At 64.7% G+C, this 21801-nt stretch carries 15 protein-coding genes and 1 pseudogene; 9 read left to right on the top strand and 7 right to left on the bottom strand.

From position 1 onward, the window contains the following. The coding region (locus M2282_RS30050; RefSeq protein WP_280812427.1) for an Ig-like domain-containing protein at positions 1–1061 on the bottom strand (1061 nt) is incomplete at its 3' end. A 625-nt stretch (positions 1062–1686) separates the two neighbouring features. Here M2282_RS30050 and M2282_RS30055 point away from each other — a divergent pair. Continuing rightward, positions 1687–2517 carry a response regulator transcription factor gene (locus tag M2282_RS30055; RefSeq protein ID WP_280812428.1) on the top strand — a complete coding sequence of 277 codons (831 nt, stop codon included), beginning with the start codon at positions 1687–1689 and terminating at the stop codon, positions 2515–2517. Positions 2518–3183: 666 nt separating this feature from the next. Here M2282_RS30055 and M2282_RS30060 read toward each other — a convergent pair. Further along, the gene (locus tag M2282_RS30060) at positions 3184–3999 is read right to left on the bottom strand and encodes a helix-turn-helix domain-containing protein (RefSeq protein WP_280812429.1); all 816 of its coding nucleotides are present in this window, start codon (positions 3997–3999) and stop codon (positions 3184–3186) included. 128 nt (positions 4000–4127) lie between these two features. After that, positions 4128–4841 carry a response regulator transcription factor gene (locus M2282_RS30065; protein ID WP_280812430.1) on the bottom strand — a complete coding sequence of 238 codons (714 nt, stop codon included), beginning with the start codon at positions 4839–4841 and terminating at the stop codon, positions 4128–4130. Between the two features lie 27 nt (positions 4842–4868). On the opposite strand from M2282_RS30065, the gene M2282_RS30070 reads away from it, so the two are divergent. Next, positions 4869–6959: a sensor histidine kinase gene (locus tag M2282_RS30070; protein ID WP_280812431.1), complete on the top strand. Its 2091-nt coding sequence runs from the start codon at positions 4869–4871 to the stop codon at positions 6957–6959. 86 nt (positions 6960–7045) lie between these two features. Here the strand turns inward: M2282_RS30070 and M2282_RS30075 are convergent, their stop codons facing one another. Together M2282_RS30075 and M2282_RS30080 are read right to left on the bottom strand one after the other, a co-directional pair. Further along, the gene (locus tag M2282_RS30075) at positions 7046–7393 is read right to left on the bottom strand and encodes a YlcI/YnfO family protein (protein ID WP_280812432.1); all 348 of its coding nucleotides are present in this window, start codon (positions 7391–7393) and stop codon (positions 7046–7048) included. 152 nt (positions 7394–7545) lie between these two features. Then, entirely contained in the window at positions 7546–7827 is a 282-nt protein-coding gene (locus M2282_RS30080; protein WP_280812433.1) for an Imm70 family immunity protein, read from the bottom strand. 505 nt (positions 7828–8332) lie between these two features. Here M2282_RS30080 and M2282_RS31080 point away from each other — a divergent pair. The 4 genes and pseudogenes from M2282_RS31080 to M2282_RS30095 all read left to right on the top strand — a co-directional run. After that, positions 8333–9007: a hypothetical protein gene (locus M2282_RS31080; protein WP_348541754.1), complete on the top strand. Its 675-nt coding sequence runs from the start codon at positions 8333–8335 to the stop codon at positions 9005–9007. Positions 9008–9312: 305 nt separating this feature from the next. After that, complete coding sequence (locus tag M2282_RS30085) at positions 9313–13707, top strand: RHS repeat-associated core domain-containing protein (RefSeq protein ID WP_280812434.1); 4395 nt, start codon at positions 9313–9315, stop codon at positions 13705–13707. Between the two features lie 87 nt (positions 13708–13794). After that, entirely contained in the window at positions 13795–14166 is a 372-nt protein-coding gene (locus M2282_RS30090) for a DUF4288 domain-containing protein (RefSeq protein ID WP_280812435.1), read from the top strand. Further along, a pseudogene (locus tag M2282_RS30095) lies at positions 14145–14527 on the top strand (IS3 family transposase); the annotation flags it as partial. The gene M2282_RS30090 and the pseudogene M2282_RS30095, both read left to right, overlap by 22 nt. Positions 14528–14596: 69 nt before the next feature. On the opposite strand, the gene M2282_RS30100 reads toward M2282_RS30095, so the two are convergent. Continuing rightward, complete coding sequence (locus M2282_RS30100; protein WP_280812436.1) at positions 14597–16534, bottom strand: sigma-54-dependent Fis family transcriptional regulator; 1938 nt, start codon at positions 16532–16534, stop codon at positions 14597–14599. A gap of 301 nt (positions 16535–16835) precedes the next feature. On the opposite strand from M2282_RS30100, the gene adh reads away from it, so the two are divergent. Further along, complete coding sequence (gene adh / locus M2282_RS30105; RefSeq protein WP_280812437.1) at positions 16836–18356, top strand: aldehyde dehydrogenase; 1521 nt, start codon at positions 16836–16838, stop codon at positions 18354–18356. Between the two features lie 303 nt (positions 18357–18659). On the opposite strand, the gene M2282_RS30110 is transcribed toward adh, so the two are convergent. After that, a complete protein-coding gene (locus tag M2282_RS30110; protein WP_280812465.1) occupies positions 18660–19232 on the bottom strand; it encodes a helix-turn-helix domain-containing protein in 573 nt (190 codons plus the stop codon). Positions 19233–19419: 187 nt separating this feature from the next. Here M2282_RS30110 and M2282_RS30115 point away from each other — a divergent pair, with 187 nt between their 5' ends. Together M2282_RS30115 and M2282_RS30120 are read left to right on the top strand one after the other, a co-directional pair. Next, positions 19420–19749 carry a helix-turn-helix domain-containing protein gene (locus M2282_RS30115; RefSeq protein WP_348541755.1) on the top strand — a complete coding sequence of 110 codons (330 nt, stop codon included), beginning with the start codon at positions 19420–19422 and terminating at the stop codon, positions 19747–19749. A gap of 454 nt (positions 19750–20203) precedes the next feature. After that, positions 20204–21472 carry a hypothetical protein gene (locus M2282_RS30120; RefSeq protein ID WP_280812438.1) on the top strand — a complete coding sequence of 423 codons (1269 nt, stop codon included), beginning with the start codon at positions 20204–20206 and terminating at the stop codon, positions 21470–21472. Positions 21473–21801 lie beyond the last annotated feature (329 nt).

Below are 21801 nucleotides of genomic sequence, written 5' to 3' on the forward strand. Positions count from 1 at the left end.
GTGTCTTCGTCGGTCGTCTCGGTGTAGTTGGGCACCGTCGGTACGTCGTTCACCGGATCGATCGTGACCGTCACCGTGCTCGTCGTCGTGCCGCCATGGCCGTCGCTCACCGTCACGGTGAACGTGTCGGTGCCGTTGAAGTTGGGGTTCGGCGTGTAGACATACGTGCCATCGGGATTGACCGTGACCGTGCCGTTCGCCGGATCGCTGCCCTTGATGTATGTCAGCGTGTCGCCATTGTCCAGATCGCTGCCGACGACCCGGCCGCTGACGGGCGTGTCTTCGTTTGTGGTCTCGGTGTAGTCGGGCGCGGTGGGCGCGTCGTTGACGGGCGAGACGGTCACCGGCACCTTCACGGTGGTGGTGCCGCCCTTGCCGTCGCTCACGGTCACTTCGAAGCTGTCGGGGCCTTCGTAGCCGGGCTTGGGGGTGTAGAGGAACTGGCCCGTGGCCGGGTCGACAGTGACGGTGCCGTGCTCGGGGCCCTTGGCGACGGTGAAGTTCAGCGTGTCGCCGTCGGGGTCGGTGGCCTGCACTTGCCCGGTCACGGGCTTGTCCTGCTCGGTGGCGACGGGTTCGGCCTTGCCTTCAGGGCCGCGGTTTTGCGGGGGGAGCAGCGGCGGGATGAAGGCCGAGCCACCGCCGCCACCGCCACCGCCACCACCGCTCGCGGCGGCACCGACGCCCAGCACGCCGAGCGCACCCAACAGCCAGCCCTGCGCGCCGTCCGGCAGCAGCAAGCCGGCGCCGTCGTTCCATTCGATTTCGGTGAAGTGGAAGTCCTTCCAGGGAGCGGTGTACTGACCCCACCACTGCACGCCGGCGGCGTCTTCGAGCACGAGATCGTTGCGACCGCCATCCGGGTATTCGGCGAAGAAGCCGCGCACGGCGACCTCCTGGCCGTCGCGCAACACGAGCACGAGGTCGCCGCCGCGACGCTCAAACTTGAGCACGCTCTCGGGCGCGATCTTCAGCGAGACGATCGACGGGCGATCCAGAACCAGAGGGGTGTCTGCCGCCGCTTTGCGGGATGCGCCACCAGACTTGTAAACAGCTTCCATGATTTGTCCTTGCTTCTTGATTCCAGACCCCGGGGCGCCTCCGTCTTGGACGAACAACCTGGGTCGCACATTGGAAATCTCGAGTGCCGTGGCTCTCGAGGACTCGGCCAGCAAGACCCGACCGGGGTCACGCGGCTTGCGCTTGCACGGGGGGCATTCTTGGTGCGGGAGGCGAGCCGGGCGTTTGCCAAAGAGGCCGCGGCTTTTGCCGCGTCGGACAACCTTTTACAAAGGTGTGCAAACATCGAATACTTCACACGTATTGCGACATAAATTAGCTAATTCGTTGGTGGGCAACACCGGGGGCGGCGGCAATGGCGTTTTTGTACTTACCGGGTTTTGCCAGAGCGTCCAATTACTTTGAAAAAGCGAATCGTCCGGCTATTCCCCCGCTTGCGGCAACACCGGATTGGCCGCTTCCCGAGGGTCAGTTCCCTCTGTCGGCGTCCTGCGGGGCGATGATTTTTTTGGAGGTCATCGAACTCAATGGCCGTCAGATCCACAGGCGTTACCTCTGGTCATTGGATGAATCTGCGAACTTTGTGAGAATGATTGCCAGTTAATTTCCTGGTTCACAGCTTCAACCCAAAGAGCGCGGTCCCACTGCGCCGCGCCCGTTCTTTCCATGTCTTATTGGTCACCTCCGGAGCCCCGGAGAGTTCATCTTCTGGTGGTCCACGACAGCGTCGACGAACTCAAGCTCTTGCTGGAAACGCTACGGAGCGCCGGCTACCGCATCACCCTCGCTTTCGACGCGATGGAGGGCTACCGGCGCGCGACGACGCTGCAGATGGACTTGGTGCTGCTCGACGTGCGTCATGGCAACACGGACGGGTTCGCCGCCTGCCGCCTGCTGAAGGCCGACCCGGCCACGGCGGACATTCCGGTGATCTTCCTGACCTCATCGAGCAGCCTGGAAGAGCGCTTGACGGGCCTGCGGGCCGGCGCGGTGGACTACATCGTGAAGCCCGTCGATCCGGCCGAGGTGATGGCCCGGCTCGAGATTCACCTGGCACTGGCGGAATCCCGCAGGTCGCGCAGTGCCCCCGCGAAATCTGCGCCCCCACCCGAGCGTCCTGCGGCGAACGATGACGGCGCGCCGGGCTCGGGCATGGACCGCGCGCTCATGCAGGCGGCGGAGCGACTGATCCTCGCCGACCTGAGCCACGTGTTGCCGCTGCGCGAGCTGGCTGCGCGCGTGGGCACGCACGAGAAGCGCTTGTCGCGCGTGTTCAAGGAACTCGCGAACCGCACGGTCTTCGAGTTCGTCCGCGAGGCACGGCTGCACGAGGCACAGCGCCTGCTGCTCGAATCGGCCATGCGCATCGAGGAGATCGCCGCGGCGGTGGGGTTCTCGAGTGCGGCGAATTTCGCGACGGCATTTCGCGAGTACTTCAACTGCACGCCGTCCGCCTGCCGCCAGACCGGCGTGGGCGAACGGCCCCCCGATGCGTGATGCACCCGCTGCGCACATGGCCCCCAGGGGCACGCTGCTTGCTGCTGGGCTTGACGCTGTGGCTGTGGGTCTGCGCTGCCGGCGCGGTGGAAGCGACCAGATCCGGCGCGCTCAGCCGGGGCGACCTTGTCGTCGAACCACCGTCGAAGCACTGGAGGCCCCACGGCCCGCCCCTGGGCCAGCGAGGCGCGCACCTTGCCGACCGGTGAATCCGAAGCCATGAACAGGTCCGATCGGCAGCAGGGGAACTCGGATGGCGAGAGTCGATCCCTCGGGGACAACGACGCGAGGCGCATGGACTCCCGCTGAGCGCTTTGTAGCCGGGGCCGCACCGCCGCCAGCGCAACAAGCCCGTCACTAGGTGTGCCGTCTGCGCTTCGGTTCAGGTGAGCTCTTTCGTCGGCAGCAAGGAATACTGTCATCAAGAAAGAACTTCTCAAGAGCACAACGATCGACTGCGCGGGAAGTCCCTGGCGCCCATGCAGGCGCAGCCTTGATGCTGAGCCCGGTTGTGGAGTGCGGCCAGTGACCGGCCGGGCCCTGCCCCGCACTTGAATCGACCAAGGCCTGCTGCAGCGCGAATCGCGCCGCCCAGTGCTCGCGCAGCAGCACTTCGACAGCGCCATCGGCTCGGGTCGCGGCGCTGGCTGAGCGGAACGCTGCTTTTCAGACGCCGCACGCGCAGCCGCCACACAGCCGCCGATACGCCGCAGGCGTGCTGCCGAAGCGTTCCCTGAATGCCGTCGTGAAGTTCGCCGCGCCCGAGAACCCGATCGCGTGCGCCACCTCCTCGATGCTGAGCGTCGTCTGGGCGAGCAGATGCTGCGCCCGCGACAGCCGCTCCTCGCGCGCGAACTCGAGCACCGTGCGCCCCGTGTGGGCACGGAACGCCCGCGTCAGCCGCTTCTCGTGCGTGCCCACGCGTGCGGCGAGCGCCGGCAGCGGCGGAATGTTCGCAAGGTCGTTCTCGATGAGCCGCTGCGCAGCCGTGGCGATCACGCGGTCCAGGTCGTGGGGTGCTTCGTCTTCGGACGCCGGCGGCCTGCGGGGCGCCTCGGCGGCACCGTCGGGTGGTTGCGCGCCGCGGCGTGCGAGCGCGAGATGGACCGAGATGCGGACCAGCACCTCTTCGGGTTCGAAGGGCTTGAGGATGTAGTCGACACCGCCCGCTCGCAGGCCCGTCAGCCGCTCCTCGAGCGTGGCCCCGGCGGTGAGAAAAATCACCGGGATGTGCGCGGTGGCGGGGTCCGCCTTCAGCAACCGGCAGGCCTCGAAGCCGCTGGTGGCCCCCAAGTGCACGTCGAGCAGGATCAAGTCCGGCAGCAGCACCGCCGCGCGGCGGTAGCCCCCGAGCGCGTCGAAGGCAAGGCTGATGCGATGGCCGGCGCGACGCAGCGCGGTGAGCAGCTCCTGGAGCTCCTCGACGCTGTCGTCGATGACCATGATGTGGGCAGGCTCGGAAGATTGGAACCAGTAGGACATGAAGATGCGGCGCGTTGCGCGTACCGCATGGTGCAAGCCCTGCTCGCTTGTTTCATGCGCCCTTCCTGACCATTTCTGACGGTTCCTGACCATGCGCCGGGCCCCCTACGCCCTGGCAGCCGGCAGCGTCAGTTCGCGAGCACGTACCCTTTGCCGCGCACCGAATGCAACGGCAGGCGCATGCCGAGCTTCGCGGCCTTGCGCCGCAGCCGGCTGGCGATCGCATCGATGCGGTGCTCGTCGAAATCGAACACGTCGCCGCCGAGCGCGCGGATCAGGTCGTCGCGGCTCGCCGCCGTGCCGCGCTGCCCGAAAAGGCAGCCGAGGAAGGCGCGCTCGCTGGTGGTGAGCGCCATCTGCCGCCCTTCGGGGTCGCCGAGGATCCAGTCGCCCTCGAGCAGGCGCCAGGCGCCGGGTGCGGGCGGCGCGGTCGCTGCGTTCCCCTGCGGTTCGACCGTGAGTCGCCGACCGACGGCCTTCAGCGTCTCGGCCAATTCCAGCATGTTCACCGGCTTCACCAGGTAGGCGTCTGCACCTTCGCGCAGCCCCAGCAGCCGGTCTTCGAGCTCGCCCCGCGCGGTCACCAGCACCAGCCCGAGCCGTCGCGGCATTGCGCGCAGATGTGAGACGACCGCGAGACCGCTCTCGCCTGGCAAGCCGATGTCCACCACCGCGATGTCGCAGGGCTGGACCGCGAACGCCTTGTAGAACGACGGGGCGTCGCCGAAGCCCTCCGTGTCGAAGCCGAGCTCTCCGAGTGCGAAGACGGTTTCTGCACGGATGTCTTCGTCGTCCTCGATCACATGGACGAGAAGACCGGTACGCTGGCTCGGGGATGGCATGCGCGGAAAGTATAAAGTCGCGTCCCAATGCGCCTCGACGTCGAAACCACCCGGGCAGGTCCGGGACGCCTGCTCGCTCTTCTGTTCCTGCTGCTGTGGTGCTTTGCGATGCCCGCCAGGGCGCTGGTCCTGTCGGCCTCCGATGGCCTCGGCCGCGGCGTCCAACTCTCCGGGGGCCTCGAGATCCAGCGCGACCCCTCAGGCGGGTGGCGTATCGCCGACGTCGCGCGCGGCGCGCAGCAGAGCGGCTTCGAGCCGCTCGAAGGGCCGGTGCAGGAAGGCTTCAGCCGCAACGCCGTGTGGCTGCGCTTCTCGCTCGCGCGCACGGTCGACGCGCCCGCACGATGGCTGCTGCGCGTGCGACCGCCGCGCATCCACGAAGCCACCTTGTATGCGCCGGACGGGCGTGGCGGATTCGTCGAGACGCCGCTCGGCGACGCCCGCCCGTTCACTGCGCGCGAGATCCTCGACCACAACTTCGTGTTCCCGCTCCACATCTCGACCGAGCCAGCCGTCTATTTCCTGAGGGTGCGCAACGACGGGCCGTCGCTGCGGGCCGAACTGGACCTGTGGCAGCCTGCCGGCTTCGAGCGCGACCACACGGCCGACTACACCATCATGGGCATGCTGCTTGGCGCCGTCCTGCTCGCCGTCTGCATGAACCTGATCTTCGGGGCCTGGCTGCGGGACGGGCTCTACGCCCACTACGCGCTGTACGTGCTCTGCATCGCGGCTCTGTCGATCAACCGCCAGGGGTTCGCAGCGCAGTGGCTCCTCGACGCTCGCCCCGAACGCGTCGCTCAAACGCTGCTTGCCGTCAATTGCTTCTTCAACATGGTAGGTACCGCGTTCATGTCGCGCATCTTCCAGTTCCGGCGCCATTGGCCGCCCGCGGCACATTTCTTCAATGCGGTGGTGGCGTTCAACTTCGTTGCGTTCGTGCTGGTCCTGGCCGGCCATCACGCGGCCATGGCGACCTGGGCGAGCGCAGGCAGCACTGCGTCCACGCTGTTCGGCGCGGTCTTCGTCTGCTACCTGCTCTTCGTGCGGCGCCAGTTCCAGTACCTCCTTCCGGCCTCGGCCTTCGCGGTGGGGACGGTGCTCGGGCTCTACGGGCTGTTGAAGCTCTGGCTCGGCGACGGGATGCCCGGCGTGCCGCCTGATCGCATCTATTGGCTCGGCACCATGTGCCACCTTGTCCTGCTGAATGTGGCTGTGGCCGACCGGACGCGGCGCGCCGAGCGCGATTACCGCGCCGAGCGCGAGCGCGTGCGCGCAGTGCGGCTGGAAGCCGAACACGTGCTCGAAGGCACGGTCGTGCGGCGCACCGCCGAGCTGCAGCAGACCAATGCCGCGCTGCATGAGGAGATCGCGGCCCGCGCCCGTCTGGAGGCCCGGCTGCGTGAGTCGCTCGAGGTCGAGCGCCAGGCGATCGTGCAACAGCGCGAGTTCGTCTCGATGGTGTCGCACGAGTTCCGCACGCCCTTGACAGTGATCGACGGCGCGGCGCAATCGCTCGACATCTCGAAGCTCGGCGGGGAGCCCGTGGTGAAGCAGCGCACCGAGCGGATCCGGCGCGCCGTGCAGCGCCTGACCATGCTGATCGAGAACATCCTGCTGGCCGACCGCCTGCAGCCCGAGAACCGGATGCTTCGCCTCGAAACCTTCGACATGGCGGCGCTCGCGCGCGGCCTGTGCGAGAGCTTCCACTTTCCCGGCGCTTCGCGCCTTTTCATCGACGTGCGCGAACCGCTGTCCAGGGTGCGCGGCGATCGCGCGCTGCTCGAGATCGCCCTGCAGAACCTGATGCAGAACGCGTTGAAGTACTCGCCGCCGGAGCGACCGGTGCATGTCGTGCTGCGGCAGACGGGCGACATCGTGCAGGTCGACGTGATCGACCGCGGGCCCGGAGTCGCGATGAACGACAAGGCCCGCATCTTCGAGAAATATTTCCGAGCCGGAACCGCGAGCGCAGTGGCCGGCACGGGACTGGGGCTTCACCTGGCGCGAGAGATCGCGATGCGCCATGGCGGCGACGTCATCCTGCACGAAACTGGCACCAGCGGGTCGACATTCCGCCTTGTGCTTCCGGCTGCGCCGCCCGAACCAGGCACATGACCGTCGCACGGCATGCGGGAACACGGCCTATGGCCTATGCACCGACTGCGGCTTCGAGAAGGGGAAAGCGCTTCACGCAGGCCCTCTCACATCCATGCCTTCTGGCTGTCCGTGCAGTCGGTTCGTGTCAGGTACTTCATCGGTCTGGAGACTGCACCTCGCTCCTGTCCGATCGCCTTGCGCGCGATGTCGAGCCGGGATTTCATCGCATCGAGGACCTCGTCCGCCGCATAGGATTCGTCCGTCTTGAGCGCGCGGGCAAGCGATGCGCGTCCGCGCATCACGAAATCTTGCTGCGCCTTGCGCCGACGTGCCGCATCGATCGAAGCCTGCTCGACGAAGTGCGACAGCGTTTCCCCTTCGAGGAGCACGTCCTCGATCTGTTCTCGAACCGCAGCCGTCACTCGAACCGGCGGGAGTTGGGTCGTCTTCATGGTCAAATTATTGCAAAGGCTATGCGGCGGCCGGTCGCGATAAACAGGCCGGTGGAACTGGAACTCTCTCCCGCAGCCTCGGCCGAAAGCCTCATCCGCCTGCGAGGATTTGCGAAGCTGTGTCGCCGTCTCCGGAACGCCACTCGATCGGGTCACTGAAGAACCGCGTCCTGCAGTCCCTCGGCAGAGGCCACCAGCGCGCCCTCGAGCAGGTCGAACACGTCGCGTCCCGCACTCGACACGAAATAGTGGCCGAGGCTCGTGATGCGCGGCGCGATGTTGTCGCCCCAGGGCGGCATGGCTTGGCGGTTGTCGATGTCCCACACCACCGACGTGGGCGGCAAACCACTCAGGGTCGCTTTGGCCTGCCGCAGTTCAGCGAGCGCGAGCAAGGCATTCACATGTGACAGACGGCCTTGGTAGAGCGCGTTCATCAATTGGGGGAAGCGGCTGCCCAGCCAGCGGGCTCGCAATGCGCGCTGATGGTCGAGAAGAACGCGTGCACGAATGACGGTGCACCGAGCTCGACAGTGATTGAGCCCACCTTGACTCCGACTGCCATTCAATCCTCCTCGTGAAACCGGCGTCGCCCCTCGCGCCGCCTCGTATGACTGCGATCGGGGAATTCTGCCTTGAAGCCTGGACAGCAGGCCTGGGGCCGGTGGAAGGCTCAGTCCCGGCGCAGAGCATGAGTGAACGCGAAGCACTGCGTTCGCAGCCCCGCTTGGCCCGGCACCTCAAAGCAGTCTCCAGATCCTGATGCGCGGACCTCGAATGGCAATGGCGAGGCGCACGGGAAGCCGCATCGACCACTCATCAGTTGGCGAGCCCGGCCCCGCGAGCCCCTCCGTGATGCCGCGCATTCGCCAACCAACTGCTCCCGACCAGCCCACCGCAACAAGCTCTGCGGAGTGGATGGGCCGTCTCGCCCAGTACGCCATGACCAAGGCTGGCTTGGCCGATGCTTTGCGCCAAGCTTCCACTACGTCAGAGTGCTCGGAGGAGTCCAGATATGCGCCAGTGATCGCTGCTGCTCAGCGGCTGCTTCAGGCCAACGAGGAAGCCGGTACCATCCGCCCAGGCTTGACCACGGATGACTTTTTTTCTGGCTATTGCAGGCATTTGGCAAATCGATTCCAAAGGCGAATGGCAACCACGCCTGACGCGCCTTATGGATCTCGTGATGGATGGACTGCGCGCAGGTGCGCCCGCGCCCGGTTCCCATCATCAATGAAACCGGCGCGCCGCACCGACCCCGCCGCAGCGCGCGCAAGGCTGAACGCGAGAACGAACAGGGTAGCCTCGGGGCACCCTCCCCCGCCCTTCGCAGCGCCCCGAAGGATCCCGTGCCCGACCCCCGCCTTAGCTCGACCGGGACGCGGCGACGACCTTCACGCAGGGCGCCGCCGAAGCCTCGACATGCCTTTTGCGCAGCGTGGGTCAGAGGTCAGTGGAATCCAACAAGTACGCAACGGTCGACTTCCGGACGGTGCTGTGTATCGGTCCCGCCAAGTCATCCAGATTTCGTCTGGCATGCTTCCTTTTGCGTTTGAAGCAGCTGAAGAACACAGCGAATCGGCTGAAAGAATTCAGTCCACGGGCAGGACAACTTAACTATTCCAAAGCCCCGATGAAACACGATGTGAATTTAGTTCTGCGTTTGTAGATCGAACGGCGCTCGCGTATCTTCCGCCCACCTTCGATGGCCTCAAGACCCATGAAGGTGCTGCCGGGAGGGCAGGGATGCAAGAGGAGGGAGTGTCAGTTGCCATGGCAAGCCATGCGCAGCGGCGACACATCGCGCAGCATCAACGCACGACCTGCATGCCTTGGGGGCGATGCATGAAAGATCCGCGCAGCTTGCTGGCGCAGGATCCGCAGCGCTTCGCTTCGTCCAAAAATAGCGAGGAGTGGGGTCGATGAAATCATGCATTGCCAGGTGGCTGTGGATCAGCCTGGGGTTTTTTGCGCTGAGCTTCGGAACGCACGCGAACGCCGCGAGCTACTGGCTGGACTCGCGCTATGACACGAGCCAGACCCACTATCCCACGCCTGAAGACGCCTGCGTCATCGGCGAACTGCAGCGACGCATGGCGGGCTACACAGCCACCAGTTCCCTGCCCCATCGCTACAGCAATGCCTACACCGGTCCCGACATGGGACTGGGTGAACAGATCTGCCGGGGGAACATCGAGAAGCGACAGTTCAACATCTGGCTTCCCGTGGAAGTGGTCGATACCCTCGTGTACGGTCCGCTCGAGGAGCCAGCGCCAGCGTGCGACCCGTCGCTGGTCGATCCGATCACGGGCAAGTGCGCGGCACCCGAGCAGTCGTGCCGCCGCGACGGCGCCATGTTTGGCGCGCCGATCCTTCCGCCCACCGCGGAAAAGTACCGGTCGGAACTCGACTTCATTGACGGCGGGCCGTCGCCGCTTTCGTTCCAACGCACGTACCGCAGCACGTGGGGCGCCGATGCAGCCCGCCCGGCCGGCTCGCTGAGCAAGGCCTGGGCCCACAACCATGCGACGGTCCTGAAGTTCACCCCCGCCGTCAACCCCACGTCGGTCGCAATCAACAATGCAGAAGGCACCCTGCGGGCATTCACCAAGCCTTCAGGCGCCACGACCTGGACGACCACGAACAGCGCAGACACGCTGGTGCAGGCGGGCAATGGCACCTGGTCGTACCGTCGGGCCGACGACGACGCCACGCTGGCATTCGCCGCCGACGGCAAGCTGCAGACGCTCATGCAGCGCAACGGATGGGTCACCACGTACGCCTACAACACCGCGGGTCAGTTGGCGACCATCAGCAACGGGTTCGGCCGGATGCTGACACTGAACTACAACGGAAACGGGCTGCTCGCCTCCGTCTCGACGCCCGACCTGCGCAGCATCGCCTACGCCTATGACGCCGCGGGACGGCTGTCAGTGGTCACGTACCCCGACACGAAGACCCGGACCTATGTCTACGAGAACGCGACGTACCCGCAGGCCCTGACGGGCATCCTGGACGAAACCGGAGCGCGCTTCGCGACCTTCAGCTACGACGCCCAAGGCCGTGCCATCGACACGCAGCTTGCGGGAACGGTGAACCGCTACCAGGTGAGCTATCCCTCAGCGAGCTCCGCGACCGTCGTCGATCCCCTCGGCACGAGCCGCAGCTACAGCTACGGCACTACCAAGGGCACGTTGGCCGTGACCGGTGGTTCCCTGCCCTCCGGGAGCGGCGGCGCCGACGCGGCCTCCCGCATCCAGGACAGCAACGGCTTGGTGACCTCCGAGACCGACTTCAAGGGCGTGGTCACCGCCACCACCTGGGACCCGGTGCGACGCTTGCCGACCACCGTGGTCCGGGCATCTGGCACTCCCGAAGCGCAGACGGTCACGACGCAGTGGCACCCAACGTTCAGTCTTCCCGCCACGGTCACGGAGACCGGCCGCACCACCACCTACACCTATGACGCGAATGGCAATCTGCTGAGCCGCGCCGTGACGGACACAGCCACTTCGCCCAATACCACGCGAACCTGGCAGTGGACCTACAACGCACAGCGCCTGGCCGACACGCAGACCGAGCCGAACGGGGCAGTGACCAGCTATCTCTACGACACGCGGGGCAACCTCACCACGGTGACCAATGCGCTGGGACACGTGACCCTTTATGCCTATGACAGCGCGAACCGGGTCACGAGCACCACGACACCCAACGGCCTTGTCACCACCTACACCTACGACAACCGGGACCGACTGCTCACCAAGACGGCCGGGGCCGGGCTGGCCGGCCAGCAGACCACCACGCTGACCTACAAGCCAACGGGCACTGTCGACACCCTCACGCTGCCCACAGGCCTGGTGCTGAGCTACGCGTACGACGCCGCGCACCGTCTGACCGGCTGGAGCAACAACCGCGGCGAGAGCGGCACCTACACGCTGGACGCGATGGGCAATCGCACCGGCGAGCAACTCAAGAACAACGGTGGCGCGGTGGCCTGGAACGCCGTGCGGACCATCAACAACCTCAATCGCCTGGCGGCCAAGACCGAGGGATCGAACCAGACGAACAGTTTCGGCTACGACGCCAACGGCGAACTGAGTTCCGAGACCAATGGCCTGAGCCAGTCCACGCAGTACGGACTCGATGGCCTGCGGCGCGTGAGGACCATTACCAACGCCGCGAACGCCACCGCCGTGCTCGCCTACAACGCACTGGATTCCGTCACCGGCGCTACCGATTTCAAGGGGGTCGCCACGAGCTATGCGCGCGATGCGCTGGGCAATTCGACCGCCGAGGCCAGCGCCGACACAGGCGCCGCAAGCGCGCAATACGACAGCCTCGGACTTCCCAAGCAGATCACCGATGCGCTGGGACAGGCAACCACGATCACTCGCGATGCGCTCGGCCGCCCGACCCAGTTGCTCTTTGCGGACGGCCGCACGACCACGCTGAGCTACGACGCGACGACGGCAAGCAGGGGCTACCTGAGCTCGTTCACCGATCGCAGCGGTACCACCGCCTACACCCGTGATGCCTTCGGCCGGGTGGCGGTCAAGCAGCAGACCCTGGCGAACGGCAGCGCGCAACAAGTGCTGTACGGCCACAACGCGAACGGCACCCTCGGCAGCATCAGCTATCCCAACGGCAGCCTGCTGCTGTACAGCTATGACGCCACGGGGCGTCTGACAGGGTTGAGTTGGAACGGTCAGCCGCTGGTCACCGGCATCTCCTGGAACGTGCTCGGCCAGCCGACGGCGTGGACCTGGGCTTTCGTGTCGCCGGCGCTGTCTGCAAGCCGGGCGTACGACACGGCCGGTCGACTGACCGCCACCGAGTTCGGCAGCTACGTCTATGACGCCGCAGGCCGGATCACCAGCCTGACCCAGAACCTTTACAAGCCCGGCGACACCAACCCTGCGAACAGCACGATCGCCAATGGCAACATGACCTGGACCGTGGGCTATGACGCCGTGGGGCGCATCACCGGATTCAATGCGACCGGTGATACGGCGGGCTTCGGATACGACGCGAACGGCAACCGCAGCAGCAGCACGCGAGGGATCGGCGGCCAAACCACCAGTCGCTCATACACGGTAGGCAGCGGCAGCAACCGGCTCACGGGCTTCAGCCAGACCGCAGGCACCATCACCACCAACGTGACCTATGGCTACAACGCCAACGGCGACCTCACGAACGATGGTCTGCGCAGTTTTGCCTACGACCCCGAAGGACGGCTGAAGACGGCGACCACCGGTGCGACGGACAGCAGCCCCACCGTCCGCTATGCGCACAACGCCTTGGGCCAACGGCTGTTCAAGACCGAACCGGTCTTTCCCCTGCAGGGGACAGCGGGTGCCGCGCTGAGCGCCTTCTTCGCGAAGGAATGGACACCGTCGACCGTTCAAGCCGAGCAACTGGGCTTCGCATTTGCTTATGACGAAGCTGGCGCGCTGCTCTCGGAAACCGGCAGCGGTGGTGCCAGCAGCGCTGGCCAGGCGCAGTACATCTACCTGCCCACGGCCAACGGTCCGATGCCAGTCGCGGTCGTGATCGACGGCAGCATCTATGCGATCCACAGCGATCACCTGAACACGCCAAGAAAACTCACCAATGCGAGTGGACAAGCCGTTTGGCAATGGAGCTACAGCGCATTCGGGGAAGACAAGCCGACGCTGGCGAGGAACCGCTTCGCCAACCTCGAGACCACACCCAACCCGGGCACCACGAACATCGCCGCGGTGAAGTTCAACCTGAGGTACCCGGGACAGTACGCGGATGAAGAGTCAGGGCTGTTCTACAACTACTTCAGGAGCTACGACGCGAGGACAGGGCGTTACAGCCAGCCTGATCCGATTGGACTCGACGGCGGATGGAATCGGTTCAGCTATGCGGGCGGAGATCCCATTAGCTATAGCGATCCGAAGGGTCTCTACGGATGTCGACCCATCGCCGGGGGTCTGGGAATGGAGTGCGAGTATGGACCTTCACCTTGGGTCGATCCTGAGTACCCCGGGGAAGGCCGCCCCCTTATTCCGATGCCAAGCATCCCGATGCCATCGCTGCCCGAGGCTGGGTTGCCCGGGATGCTGATGAACGGCTGCAAGGCGATCGTTACGTCAGCAAGCGATCTCATCATGGAGATGGCAAAGGGCGGCAAGCAGAATATTCGAGACTCTGGTCTTGTAGGGGTATCTTCCGAGGAGATTAAACGACGCCTCAAAGAAGCCGGAACAAGCGCAGAAGAACGGAAGAGACTCGTCAAGGAGCAGAAGGCACGAGGTGAGCGGAATACGGATAAAGATAGTCGGAAAAAATAGCGATGCTGCCGATGACGGACCGACGCAGGGACCATTCGTACGAACGCACCAGTCAAGTGTTTTTAATCCCAAATCGAGAGGAGTTCTATGTGGTACGCCGCACACGCACTGTTTTACTTCAAGCTGATCGATGAGAGTCAAGAGTCCTTTCTTCTGCATGAAAACGTGTACATCGTCAATGCAGCCGACTCAGATGAAGCGAGAGTCAAGGCAGAAACTATCGCCAGAGCAAGCGAGGATTCCGGAGAGGACGGGCATCTGGAGCTAAACGAGAAGAAGGCGAGCTACGTCTTCGCAGGCATCAAGAAAATTATCGAAGTAGAAACCACACCATCGCCCGAAAACGCGCCGCTAGTGAGTGGACAGGAGCTGACGTACTCAGTGCTTGAAGTCGACACGCTTGATGAAGTCCTCGCCTTGGCAAGGGGGGAGATGGTGAACGTCTTGTATCGCGAGTGATCCACCTGCGCATGGAGCGCGACCTGCTGAAAAAGCGGCGGCCTACTCCCCAAGGAGTCGATGTGAAGTTCGGCTTCGTTGCGAAACACCGAGGAGCGTGGTCGTTGGCAACGATGTGCGAGGCGCTCGGTGTCTCGCGAAGCGGGTTCTATGCGTGGCTGGGCAGGCCGCGAAGCAAACGAAGTCTGGACGACGAGGTGCTCGGCAGCCAGGTGCGTCAAAGCTTCCTGGGTAGCGCACCTATGGCGCCGGACGTGCCTGGCATGACGTGCTGACGCAGGGGCAGCGATGCGGTTTGCAGCGCATCGAGCGACTCATGCGCGAGCAAGCCTTGCGCGCGAGGCCACGACGCCGAAACCTATCGCAGGGCTGATCCGGCGCGGCCGGTCATCGAGCGCCATGTCTCCGAGCTGCGTTACACGCGACAGAGTTAGCGCGGATCGAACTCACGCAGCTTCCGATACAGCGTGTTGCGACTGATGCCCAGGCAACGCGCAGCCTCCGAGAGGTTGCCGCCGCTGGCATGCACGGCCTGCTTCACCGTTCGTTCCGATTGCGCACGCAGATCGACGGTCTCGTCGATGGCTTCGCGCATCGTCGCTGCACCGCGCAGGTCGTCGACCAGGTCGTCTGGCAAGTGGCGCCAATCGACCACCGTGTCGCTGTCGTCGAGCAAGGCGCATGCAGTGCGCAGCGCATGATTCAACTGACGAAGGTTGCCAGGCCAGCGGTAGCGCGACATGGCCGATGCCAGGTCGGGCGCGATCTGGAGTTCGCGATCCGGGAGGATGTCGCGCAGCATTCCGGCCATCATTTGCAGCTTGTCCTGCCGCTCACGCAGTGGCGGCAACTGCAGCGTCAGGCCGTTGAGCCGGTAGTACAGGTCTTCCCGAAAGCGCCCTTTCTCCATCTCGGCGCGCAGATTGCGGTGGGTGGCGCAAACGAGCCTGAAATCCACGGCGACCGGCTTGCCGCCGCCCAGCGGCGTCACCTGGCGATCCTGCAGAACGCGAAGCAGCCGCGTCTGCAGGCCGAGCGGCATGTCGCCGATCTCGTCGAGAAGCAGCGTGCCGCCGTCGGCCTCGCGGATGCGGCCAGGCGCGCCATTGCGGCCCGCCCCTGTGAAGGCGCCCGGCCGGTAACCGAAGAGTTCGGCCTCGATCAGCGTCTCGGGCAGCGCCGCGCAATTGACCGCAACGAACGGCCCTCCGCCACGCGCTCCGCTCGCATGGACGGCTTTGGCGAACACTTCCTTGCCGACACCGGATTCGCCCAGCAGGAGCAGCGAGATCGGCTTGTCCATCACGCGTCGCGCGCGATCGATGGCCGCCTGCATGACCGAATCTCCCGTGTCCAGTTGCTCCAGGGCGTCGGCCGGTGCCGCGGCCTGGGGCCGGGGGGCGCTGCCGCCACGGCGGGCAACCAGCACGCCTCGACCCGCCTCCACCCGGGCCCAGAGCACGCTTCCGTCATGCCGGCGCACAGCCCGCGGCGCGGCCGCGGGACGGCGGCACCAATCGCCAAGCATCGCCATGTCCAGCTGCAGCACCCGCTCGATGGTGCTGGCGCCCATGTCGGCGTGCGAGAGCCCCAGCATCGCCAGTGCCGTGGCGTCGGCGCCGATGAGCCAGCCGTCGTCCGACAGGGCCAGCAGCCCTTCGGTCGCGCTGCCGATGCCCTCGGGCTGCGCGTGCAACCGCAGGCGCAGGTTCGTGGCGTGGCGCGTGTCGAACAGCTTCTGCTCGATCGTGCGCGCCGCCAGGCGCACCAGGCCCAGCGTGTGGCGGTGGTAGCTGCGCCGGTCCCCTGAAATATCGAGCACACCGAGCACCCGACCGCAGGGATCGGCGATCGGAGCGGCGGTGCAGGTCAGGAAGCCATTGCGCTCGAGGTAGTGCTCCCCACCGCGCACCTCCACCGGCACGCCATCGGTCAGTGCAGTGCCGATGGCATTGGTGCCGCGCCACTGTTCGTGCCAGCTGGCACCTGGCCGCAGCGCCACGCGCTGGGCCCGGCTTGCGAAGCCTGCATCGCCCATGGCCCGCAGCAGCGTGCCCTGTGCATCTGCAAGGATCACCATGCTGCCGGTGTCGCGCATCTGCTCGTGCAGGAATTCCATCATGGGCTGGGCATGGGACGCCAGTTCGCGCTGCCGGTCCAGTGCCCGCATCAGTTGCGCCGCGGAAGCATGCGGCGCCCCCTGAACACGGCCTGCGGGGACCAGGCCGAAGCCGCGGCTGCGCTCCCAACTGCGGCGCAGGGAATCGTCGACCAGGCCGTCCGCGACCTCGCCGGTGCCCAGCAGTTGGAGGCGCGCCTCTCGCAAACGCGACTCCCGCGTTCGAGTGACGAGCGTATGAGCATGCATCTTGTCTCCATGCGGGCTCTTTGAGCCTCGGTATGTGCGGTTGCCGGCCAGCGTCCGGGCAACACGCGATGGGTCTGCAGGTGGTTGATCACGTATGCGGCACCGGACTGTCCCGTTTCGTGACAGATGTTCAACGCAAGGCACCGCTTGCACAGTCTGGCGCCTGGAACTGACGCGGTTCTTGCGCCAGATCAGGGGAATCGCCGCTGAACCCCGGCTGGCACGCCGCGTGCGATGCGCCATCCCGGGTCCGCACGACATCCGGTTGGCGCGGAGCCTCAACAAACGGAGACACAAGACCATGAAATACGCCGATCCCCACACCCCGGGCGCGAAGATCGACTTCAAGCCCGCATACGACAACTTCATCAACGGCAAGTTCGTGCCGCCGGTGAAAGGCCAGTACTTCGATGTGATCACGCCGATCACCGGCAAGCCCTACACACGAGCGGCCCGCTCCGGCGCGGAAGACATCGAGCTGGCCCTCGACGCAGCCCATGCGGCCGCGGACGCATGGGGCCGCACCTCGCCGGCCGAACGCGCCAACGTGCTGCTGAAGATTGCCGACCGCCTGGAGCAGAACCTCGAGCTGCTGGCCTATGCGGAGACGGTGGACAACGGCAAGCCGATCCGCGAGACGCTCAACGCGGACCTTCCCCTGACGGTCGATCACTTCCGCTACTTTGCCGGTTGCCTGCGGGCGCAGGAAGGTGCACTGAGCGAGATCGACGAGAACACCATCGCGTACCACTTCCACGAGCCGCTGGGCGTCGTGGGCCTGATCATTCCGTGGAACTTCCCGATCCTGATGGCGGCCTGGAAGCTTGCGCCGGCCATCGCCGCGGGCAACTGCGTGGTGCTCAAGCCGGCCGAATCGACGCCCGTCAGCATCATGGTGATGGCCGAGCTGATCGCCGACCTGCTGCCGCCGGGTGTGCTCAACATCGTCAACGGCTACGGGCGCGAAGCGGGCATGGCGCTGGCCGGGAGCAAGCGCATCGCCAAGATCGCGTTCACCGGCTCGACCGCTACCGGACGGGTGATCGCGCAAGCCGCGGCCGGCAACCTCATTCCAGCGACGCTGGAGCTCGGCGGCAAGAGCCCCAACATCTTCTTCGAAGACGTCGCCGATGCGGACGACGACTTCTTCGACAAGGCCATCGAGGGCCTGGTCCTGTTTGCCTTCAACCAGGGCGAGGTCTGCACCTGCCCGTCGCGCGCGCTGATCCAGGAGTCGATCTACGACAGGTTCATGGCGCGTGCGCTGGAGCGGATCAAGACCATCAAGCAAGGCAGCCCGCTGGACACCGAAACGATGATGGGCGCGCAGGCCTCGGCCATGCAGATGGACAAGATCATGACCTACCTGGAGCTCGGCAAGCAGGAAGGCGCCCAATGCCTGATCGGCGGCGGGCGGGCCGAACTGGGCGCCGAACTGGCCGGTGGCTACTACATCCAGCCGACGCTGTTCAAGGGCCACAACAAGATGCGGATCTTCCAGGAAGAGATCTTCGGTCCCGTGCTCGCCGTCGCCACATTCAAGACCGAGGCCGAGGCGCTGGAGATCGCCAACGACACCCCGTACGGCCTCGGGGCCGGCGTGTGGACGCGTGATGGCAGCACCGCCTACCGCATGGGCCGGGCCATCAAGGCGGGCCGTGTGTGGACCAATTGCTACCACGCCTACCCAGCGCATGCCACCTTCGGCGGCTACAAGGAGTCGGGCATCGGCCGCGAGACGCACAAGATGATGCTCGATCACTACCAGCAGACCAAGAACCTGCTGGTGAGCTATTCGCCGAAGAAACTCGGCTTCTTCTGAAGCTCGGGAAGCTTGCGAACAAGGGCGGTGGGGGCGCCTTGTCTCGCACGCGATCAACATCAACGTGTGGGAGCGCGACGCCGATGGACGCCGCCGAGCCATAGAGGTGGAGCGGGATCGACAACCCCAAGGAGCAGCCGGCCAGAACGACTCACGCTCTGCTCGGGCGCCGACAGCCGTATTTGCAGTCCTTTCGGCGCGCCGCACCTTGTGCTCTCTGCAACGGATGCTTGCGAGCCAGTGTCAATCGTCAAGGGCCGCCGCAAGACCATTGAACTTGGCTGAAGGGACCGCCCTCCCCACTCACTCGCGCAGCGTGAACACCACCGACAGGTACGAGACCGGCTGATCCTGGATCGTCTCGATGCCATGCAGCGCCGTGGCCTCGAACAGCAACGAGTCCCCTGACCTCACCTCGACCACTTTGCCGCCATACCGATAGCGGACCTCTCCGGAGAGGAAGTACAGGAACTTGAGGCCCGGATGCTGAAAGGTTACGTAGGGATCGGCACCCGGCAGCAACGTGACGAGGTAGGGCTCGACGAACAGGTTGCCGGACAGCAGATGCCCCAGCAGCTCATAGCGGTAGTCTGAAACAGCGCCGACGCGATCGACGACAACGCCCTGCCCCGCGCGCACATGGCAGAAGTCCGTGCGGCGTGCCTGATCGCCAAAGAAGCGCGACGCCGGCACACCCAAACCATTCGCGAGGCGCTCCAAGGTCTCCACCGAAGGCGAGACCAGCCCGCGCTCGATGCGCGAGAGCATCGAGGATGAAATACCCGAGACCTTCGCCAGCGCACCGCCGGACACGTCGGCCGCCATACGCAACGCCCTCACCTGCGCGCCAATGCGTGCCGCGGACAGGCTGCGCACGACCGGAGCGGGTTGCCGCGGCCGCGCACGCGTCACCGAGACCGGCAACCTCAAAGGCCGGGCAGTGGGTAGTGGGGATGCAATTGCTCGATTGGGCACGTGTGACTTGCCTTTGCGCAGGATTTGCAAGTGCAAATTCTACGAAAAACGTAGAGACGTGGATAGTCGATATTACGACTATCGTAGAGTGTCGTCCAGCCAATCTCCTCGCTCAGTCTTCGGTGCACGTCTGCGGCTTGCGCGAATGGCAGCCGGGCTGCCGCAGGACAAGCTTGGAGTGAAAGCGGGGCTGGACGAAGGCACCGCAAGCGCGCGCATCTCTCGCTACGAGAGCGGAATTCACGAGCCAAACATCGCGTTTGCCCATCGACTCGCAGGCGAGCTCGGCATACCCGCCGCTTACTTTTACGCAGTAGACGACGAATTGGCCAAGCTCATCCTCTGGTTTGGCCAACTGAGCACTAAGCAGCGAAAGTCACTTCTCGAGTTTGCCGGTCAGCTCAAAGCGCCTTCTTAGATACTGGCGTCGATTGCTACCCGCTCGTTGGTCCAGCTACGACGATGCGATTCGGACACTGAAGCGGCACTGCGGGCAAACGAATGGCTTGAGTTCACAGATGCTTCTCGCCCGGCCGTTCACTGCGCTTCGTGTGGCGCAGTCGACCTCACAACCAGCGACCTAGCACCAGTAGCCCTCCGCGCTTGTTCTTGAAGGCGCTACTGCCTATGGCCAGATAACATTGACTGCTATGCAGCGGTTGCTGCCGGTCGCCGGGGTATGCCAAGGTCCCAGTTCCTGCTCAAATGCGGCCATTGAACCCACGTGCCTAAGGAAGCGCGCCGACCGCTACCTTGCCCGCGGTTGGAGCGAAACCGCCGTCGCGATCGCTTCGTTTAACACCTGCCGACTGTTTCGAGACTCCGCTTACGAAAGAGCTCCGGCACCCGCCGAAAGATATCCGGGTACACGCATGCCGCTGAAATCAACGCGCAACTTCCTTCAAACAGACGAGGGCCAGCTGGCTCAATACCGTTCGCGCAAGTCCCGCCGGCTCCACGTAGCGGTCCACGATGTCGAACCTCAGTCGAAGCGGATGTCCGAGGTGGATCGCGACAGGTTTCAGGCCGAGGTACTCGCCGGCATGTTGATGAGAAAACGGATGGCTTTCAAGGGCAGCCTCGCTTTGCGGATCGACCTGAGCACGAGTTCGAAGAATCCGCCTCAGGCCCACACCATCGCCAAGAACATTCTGGATCTGCTCGCCGCACGAAGGCCGAACGTGAAAGGGCGGGAGGCCTGCGTGCTGTACAAGGATGACAAGCAGATCCAGGCGCTTTCCGTGTCGTGCCGTCACGGAGAAGCGCAGCCACTGACCATGCTTGAGGCTCGACCCATGTCCGCGATGCTCAAAGACCTGGAGACCGCCACCGAAGCCTCAAGGCAGCTCGAACTGTCGGACCCGTACGAAGACGATCGCAATGACGAATGGGTCAAGTCACTGAAGGACCATTTCAAGAACGAAGAGGCCCTGCGAATCCGGCTTGGTGACGCCACCTACGACGCATTCACGAAGTTCTATCGCCATCACGCGCAGCGGGCGTTGTTGTCTCGCAGCACAGTGAACGTTTCCGTGCTCCATTGGATGTACGGGCAATCCGAAGTTGCCTCGCGCATCTTCGCCCCGGACGCTTGGGTGGAACTGATCCGCTGGCACGGGGTTCGCCTGGAGGTTGGAGAACTGCCCATCGCAAAAGGAACTGGCGACGCCTTCAAAGCGCGTATCGCCAGCGCGATTACGGATTTCAAGACCAGGTGGAACTGGCTTCTCGATCCACTCGAGATCGCCGTCGCGCTTGAAGTCGTCGTTCGACCAAATCCTGGGACGCCGCGGGGTGTGTTGCACGACCTCGACAACATTGTTCGGGACTATCTCCTGCCCCAAGTTGTGCCCGCATTCGACACGGTGAGTGATCAGCGATGGACGATCGACTTCGAGGACCTGAAGCAAACCGCTCCCGAACTGGCCGCAGCTTGGGGCGCGAATCCTCTCCCGCCGAAGGGGACGCGCTCGGGCGTCACTCGCTATGAGGTCTGGCGTCTTCCTCCGTCGAGCGAGAGCGGGCCAGGATTTGTCAGCGCTGCCCTGGTTGCCGATATCGATGCAAAGGGCGGCTTGATGGAACAAATGGACGACTTGGTCGAGGAATGGTCCACGATGCTGTCGAGGAAGCGGCTCTGATCGCTTATTTCGCCAGTTCCAAAGTCGAGTTGCGTATTCCACTGATCGCGGACACCCATTCCAGACGATCGCGGGCAGCGTTCCATTCTGTGGCAAGCAGATTCCACGCCGATCGGCATATCGGCAGCCGCCGTCACGGGTTGGCCCAACCCGACCAACTTCCCTCAGTCTCAAGCGGCGTCGTGGCATGGTCCGGATCGCAGCGGTTGCAGTCACACAGCAATTGCCACTGACGGCACAGTCTGGCGCTCACAGCGGTCATTGATCCAGCGGAGAGGGCAAACTGGCGCTGGAGGAGCACCAGTGCCAAGCTTGCCAGTAAGCTTCGC

The organism is Variovorax boronicumulans (genome assembly GCF_029892485.1).
In the GTDB taxonomy this organism is placed as follows: domain Bacteria; phylum Pseudomonadota; class Gammaproteobacteria; order Burkholderiales; family Burkholderiaceae_C; genus Variovorax; species Variovorax boronicumulans_B.

What these genes read in the sequence shown, in the direction of transcription:
- M2282_RS30055 (WP_280812428.1), top strand. Translation starts at nt 1,687, where the DNA reads ATGTCTTATTGGTCACCTCCGGAGCCCCGGAGAGTTCATCTTCTGGTG.
- M2282_RS30060 (WP_280812429.1), bottom strand. Translation starts at nt 3,999, where the DNA reads ATGTCCTACTGGTTCCAATCTTCCGAGCCTGCCCACATCATGGTCATC.
- M2282_RS30065 (WP_280812430.1), bottom strand. Translation starts at nt 4,841, where the DNA reads ATGCCATCCCCGAGCCAGCGTACCGGTCTTCTCGTCCATGTGATCGAG.
- M2282_RS30070 (WP_280812431.1), top strand. Translation starts at nt 4,869, where the DNA reads ATGCGCCTCGACGTCGAAACCACCCGGGCAGGTCCGGGACGCCTGCTC.
- M2282_RS30075 (WP_280812432.1), bottom strand. Translation starts at nt 7,393, where the DNA reads ATGAAGACGACCCAACTCCCGCCGGTTCGAGTGACGGCTGCGGTTCGA.
- M2282_RS30080 (WP_280812433.1), bottom strand. Translation starts at nt 7,827, where the DNA reads ATGAACGCGCTCTACCAAGGCCGTCTGTCACATGTGAATGCCTTGCTC.
- M2282_RS31080 (WP_348541754.1), top strand. Translation starts at nt 8,333, where the DNA reads ATGACCAAGGCTGGCTTGGCCGATGCTTTGCGCCAAGCTTCCACTACG.
- M2282_RS30085 (WP_280812434.1), top strand. Translation starts at nt 9,313, where the DNA reads ATGAAATCATGCATTGCCAGGTGGCTGTGGATCAGCCTGGGGTTTTTT.
- M2282_RS30090 (WP_280812435.1), top strand. Translation starts at nt 13,795, where the DNA reads ATGTGGTACGCCGCACACGCACTGTTTTACTTCAAGCTGATCGATGAG.
- M2282_RS30100 (WP_280812436.1), bottom strand. Translation starts at nt 16,534, where the DNA reads ATGCATGCTCATACGCTCGTCACTCGAACGCGGGAGTCGCGTTTGCGA.
- adh (WP_280812437.1), top strand. Translation starts at nt 16,836, where the DNA reads ATGAAATACGCCGATCCCCACACCCCGGGCGCGAAGATCGACTTCAAG.
- M2282_RS30120 (WP_280812438.1), top strand. Translation starts at nt 20,204, where the DNA reads ATGCCGCTGAAATCAACGCGCAACTTCCTTCAAACAGACGAGGGCCAG.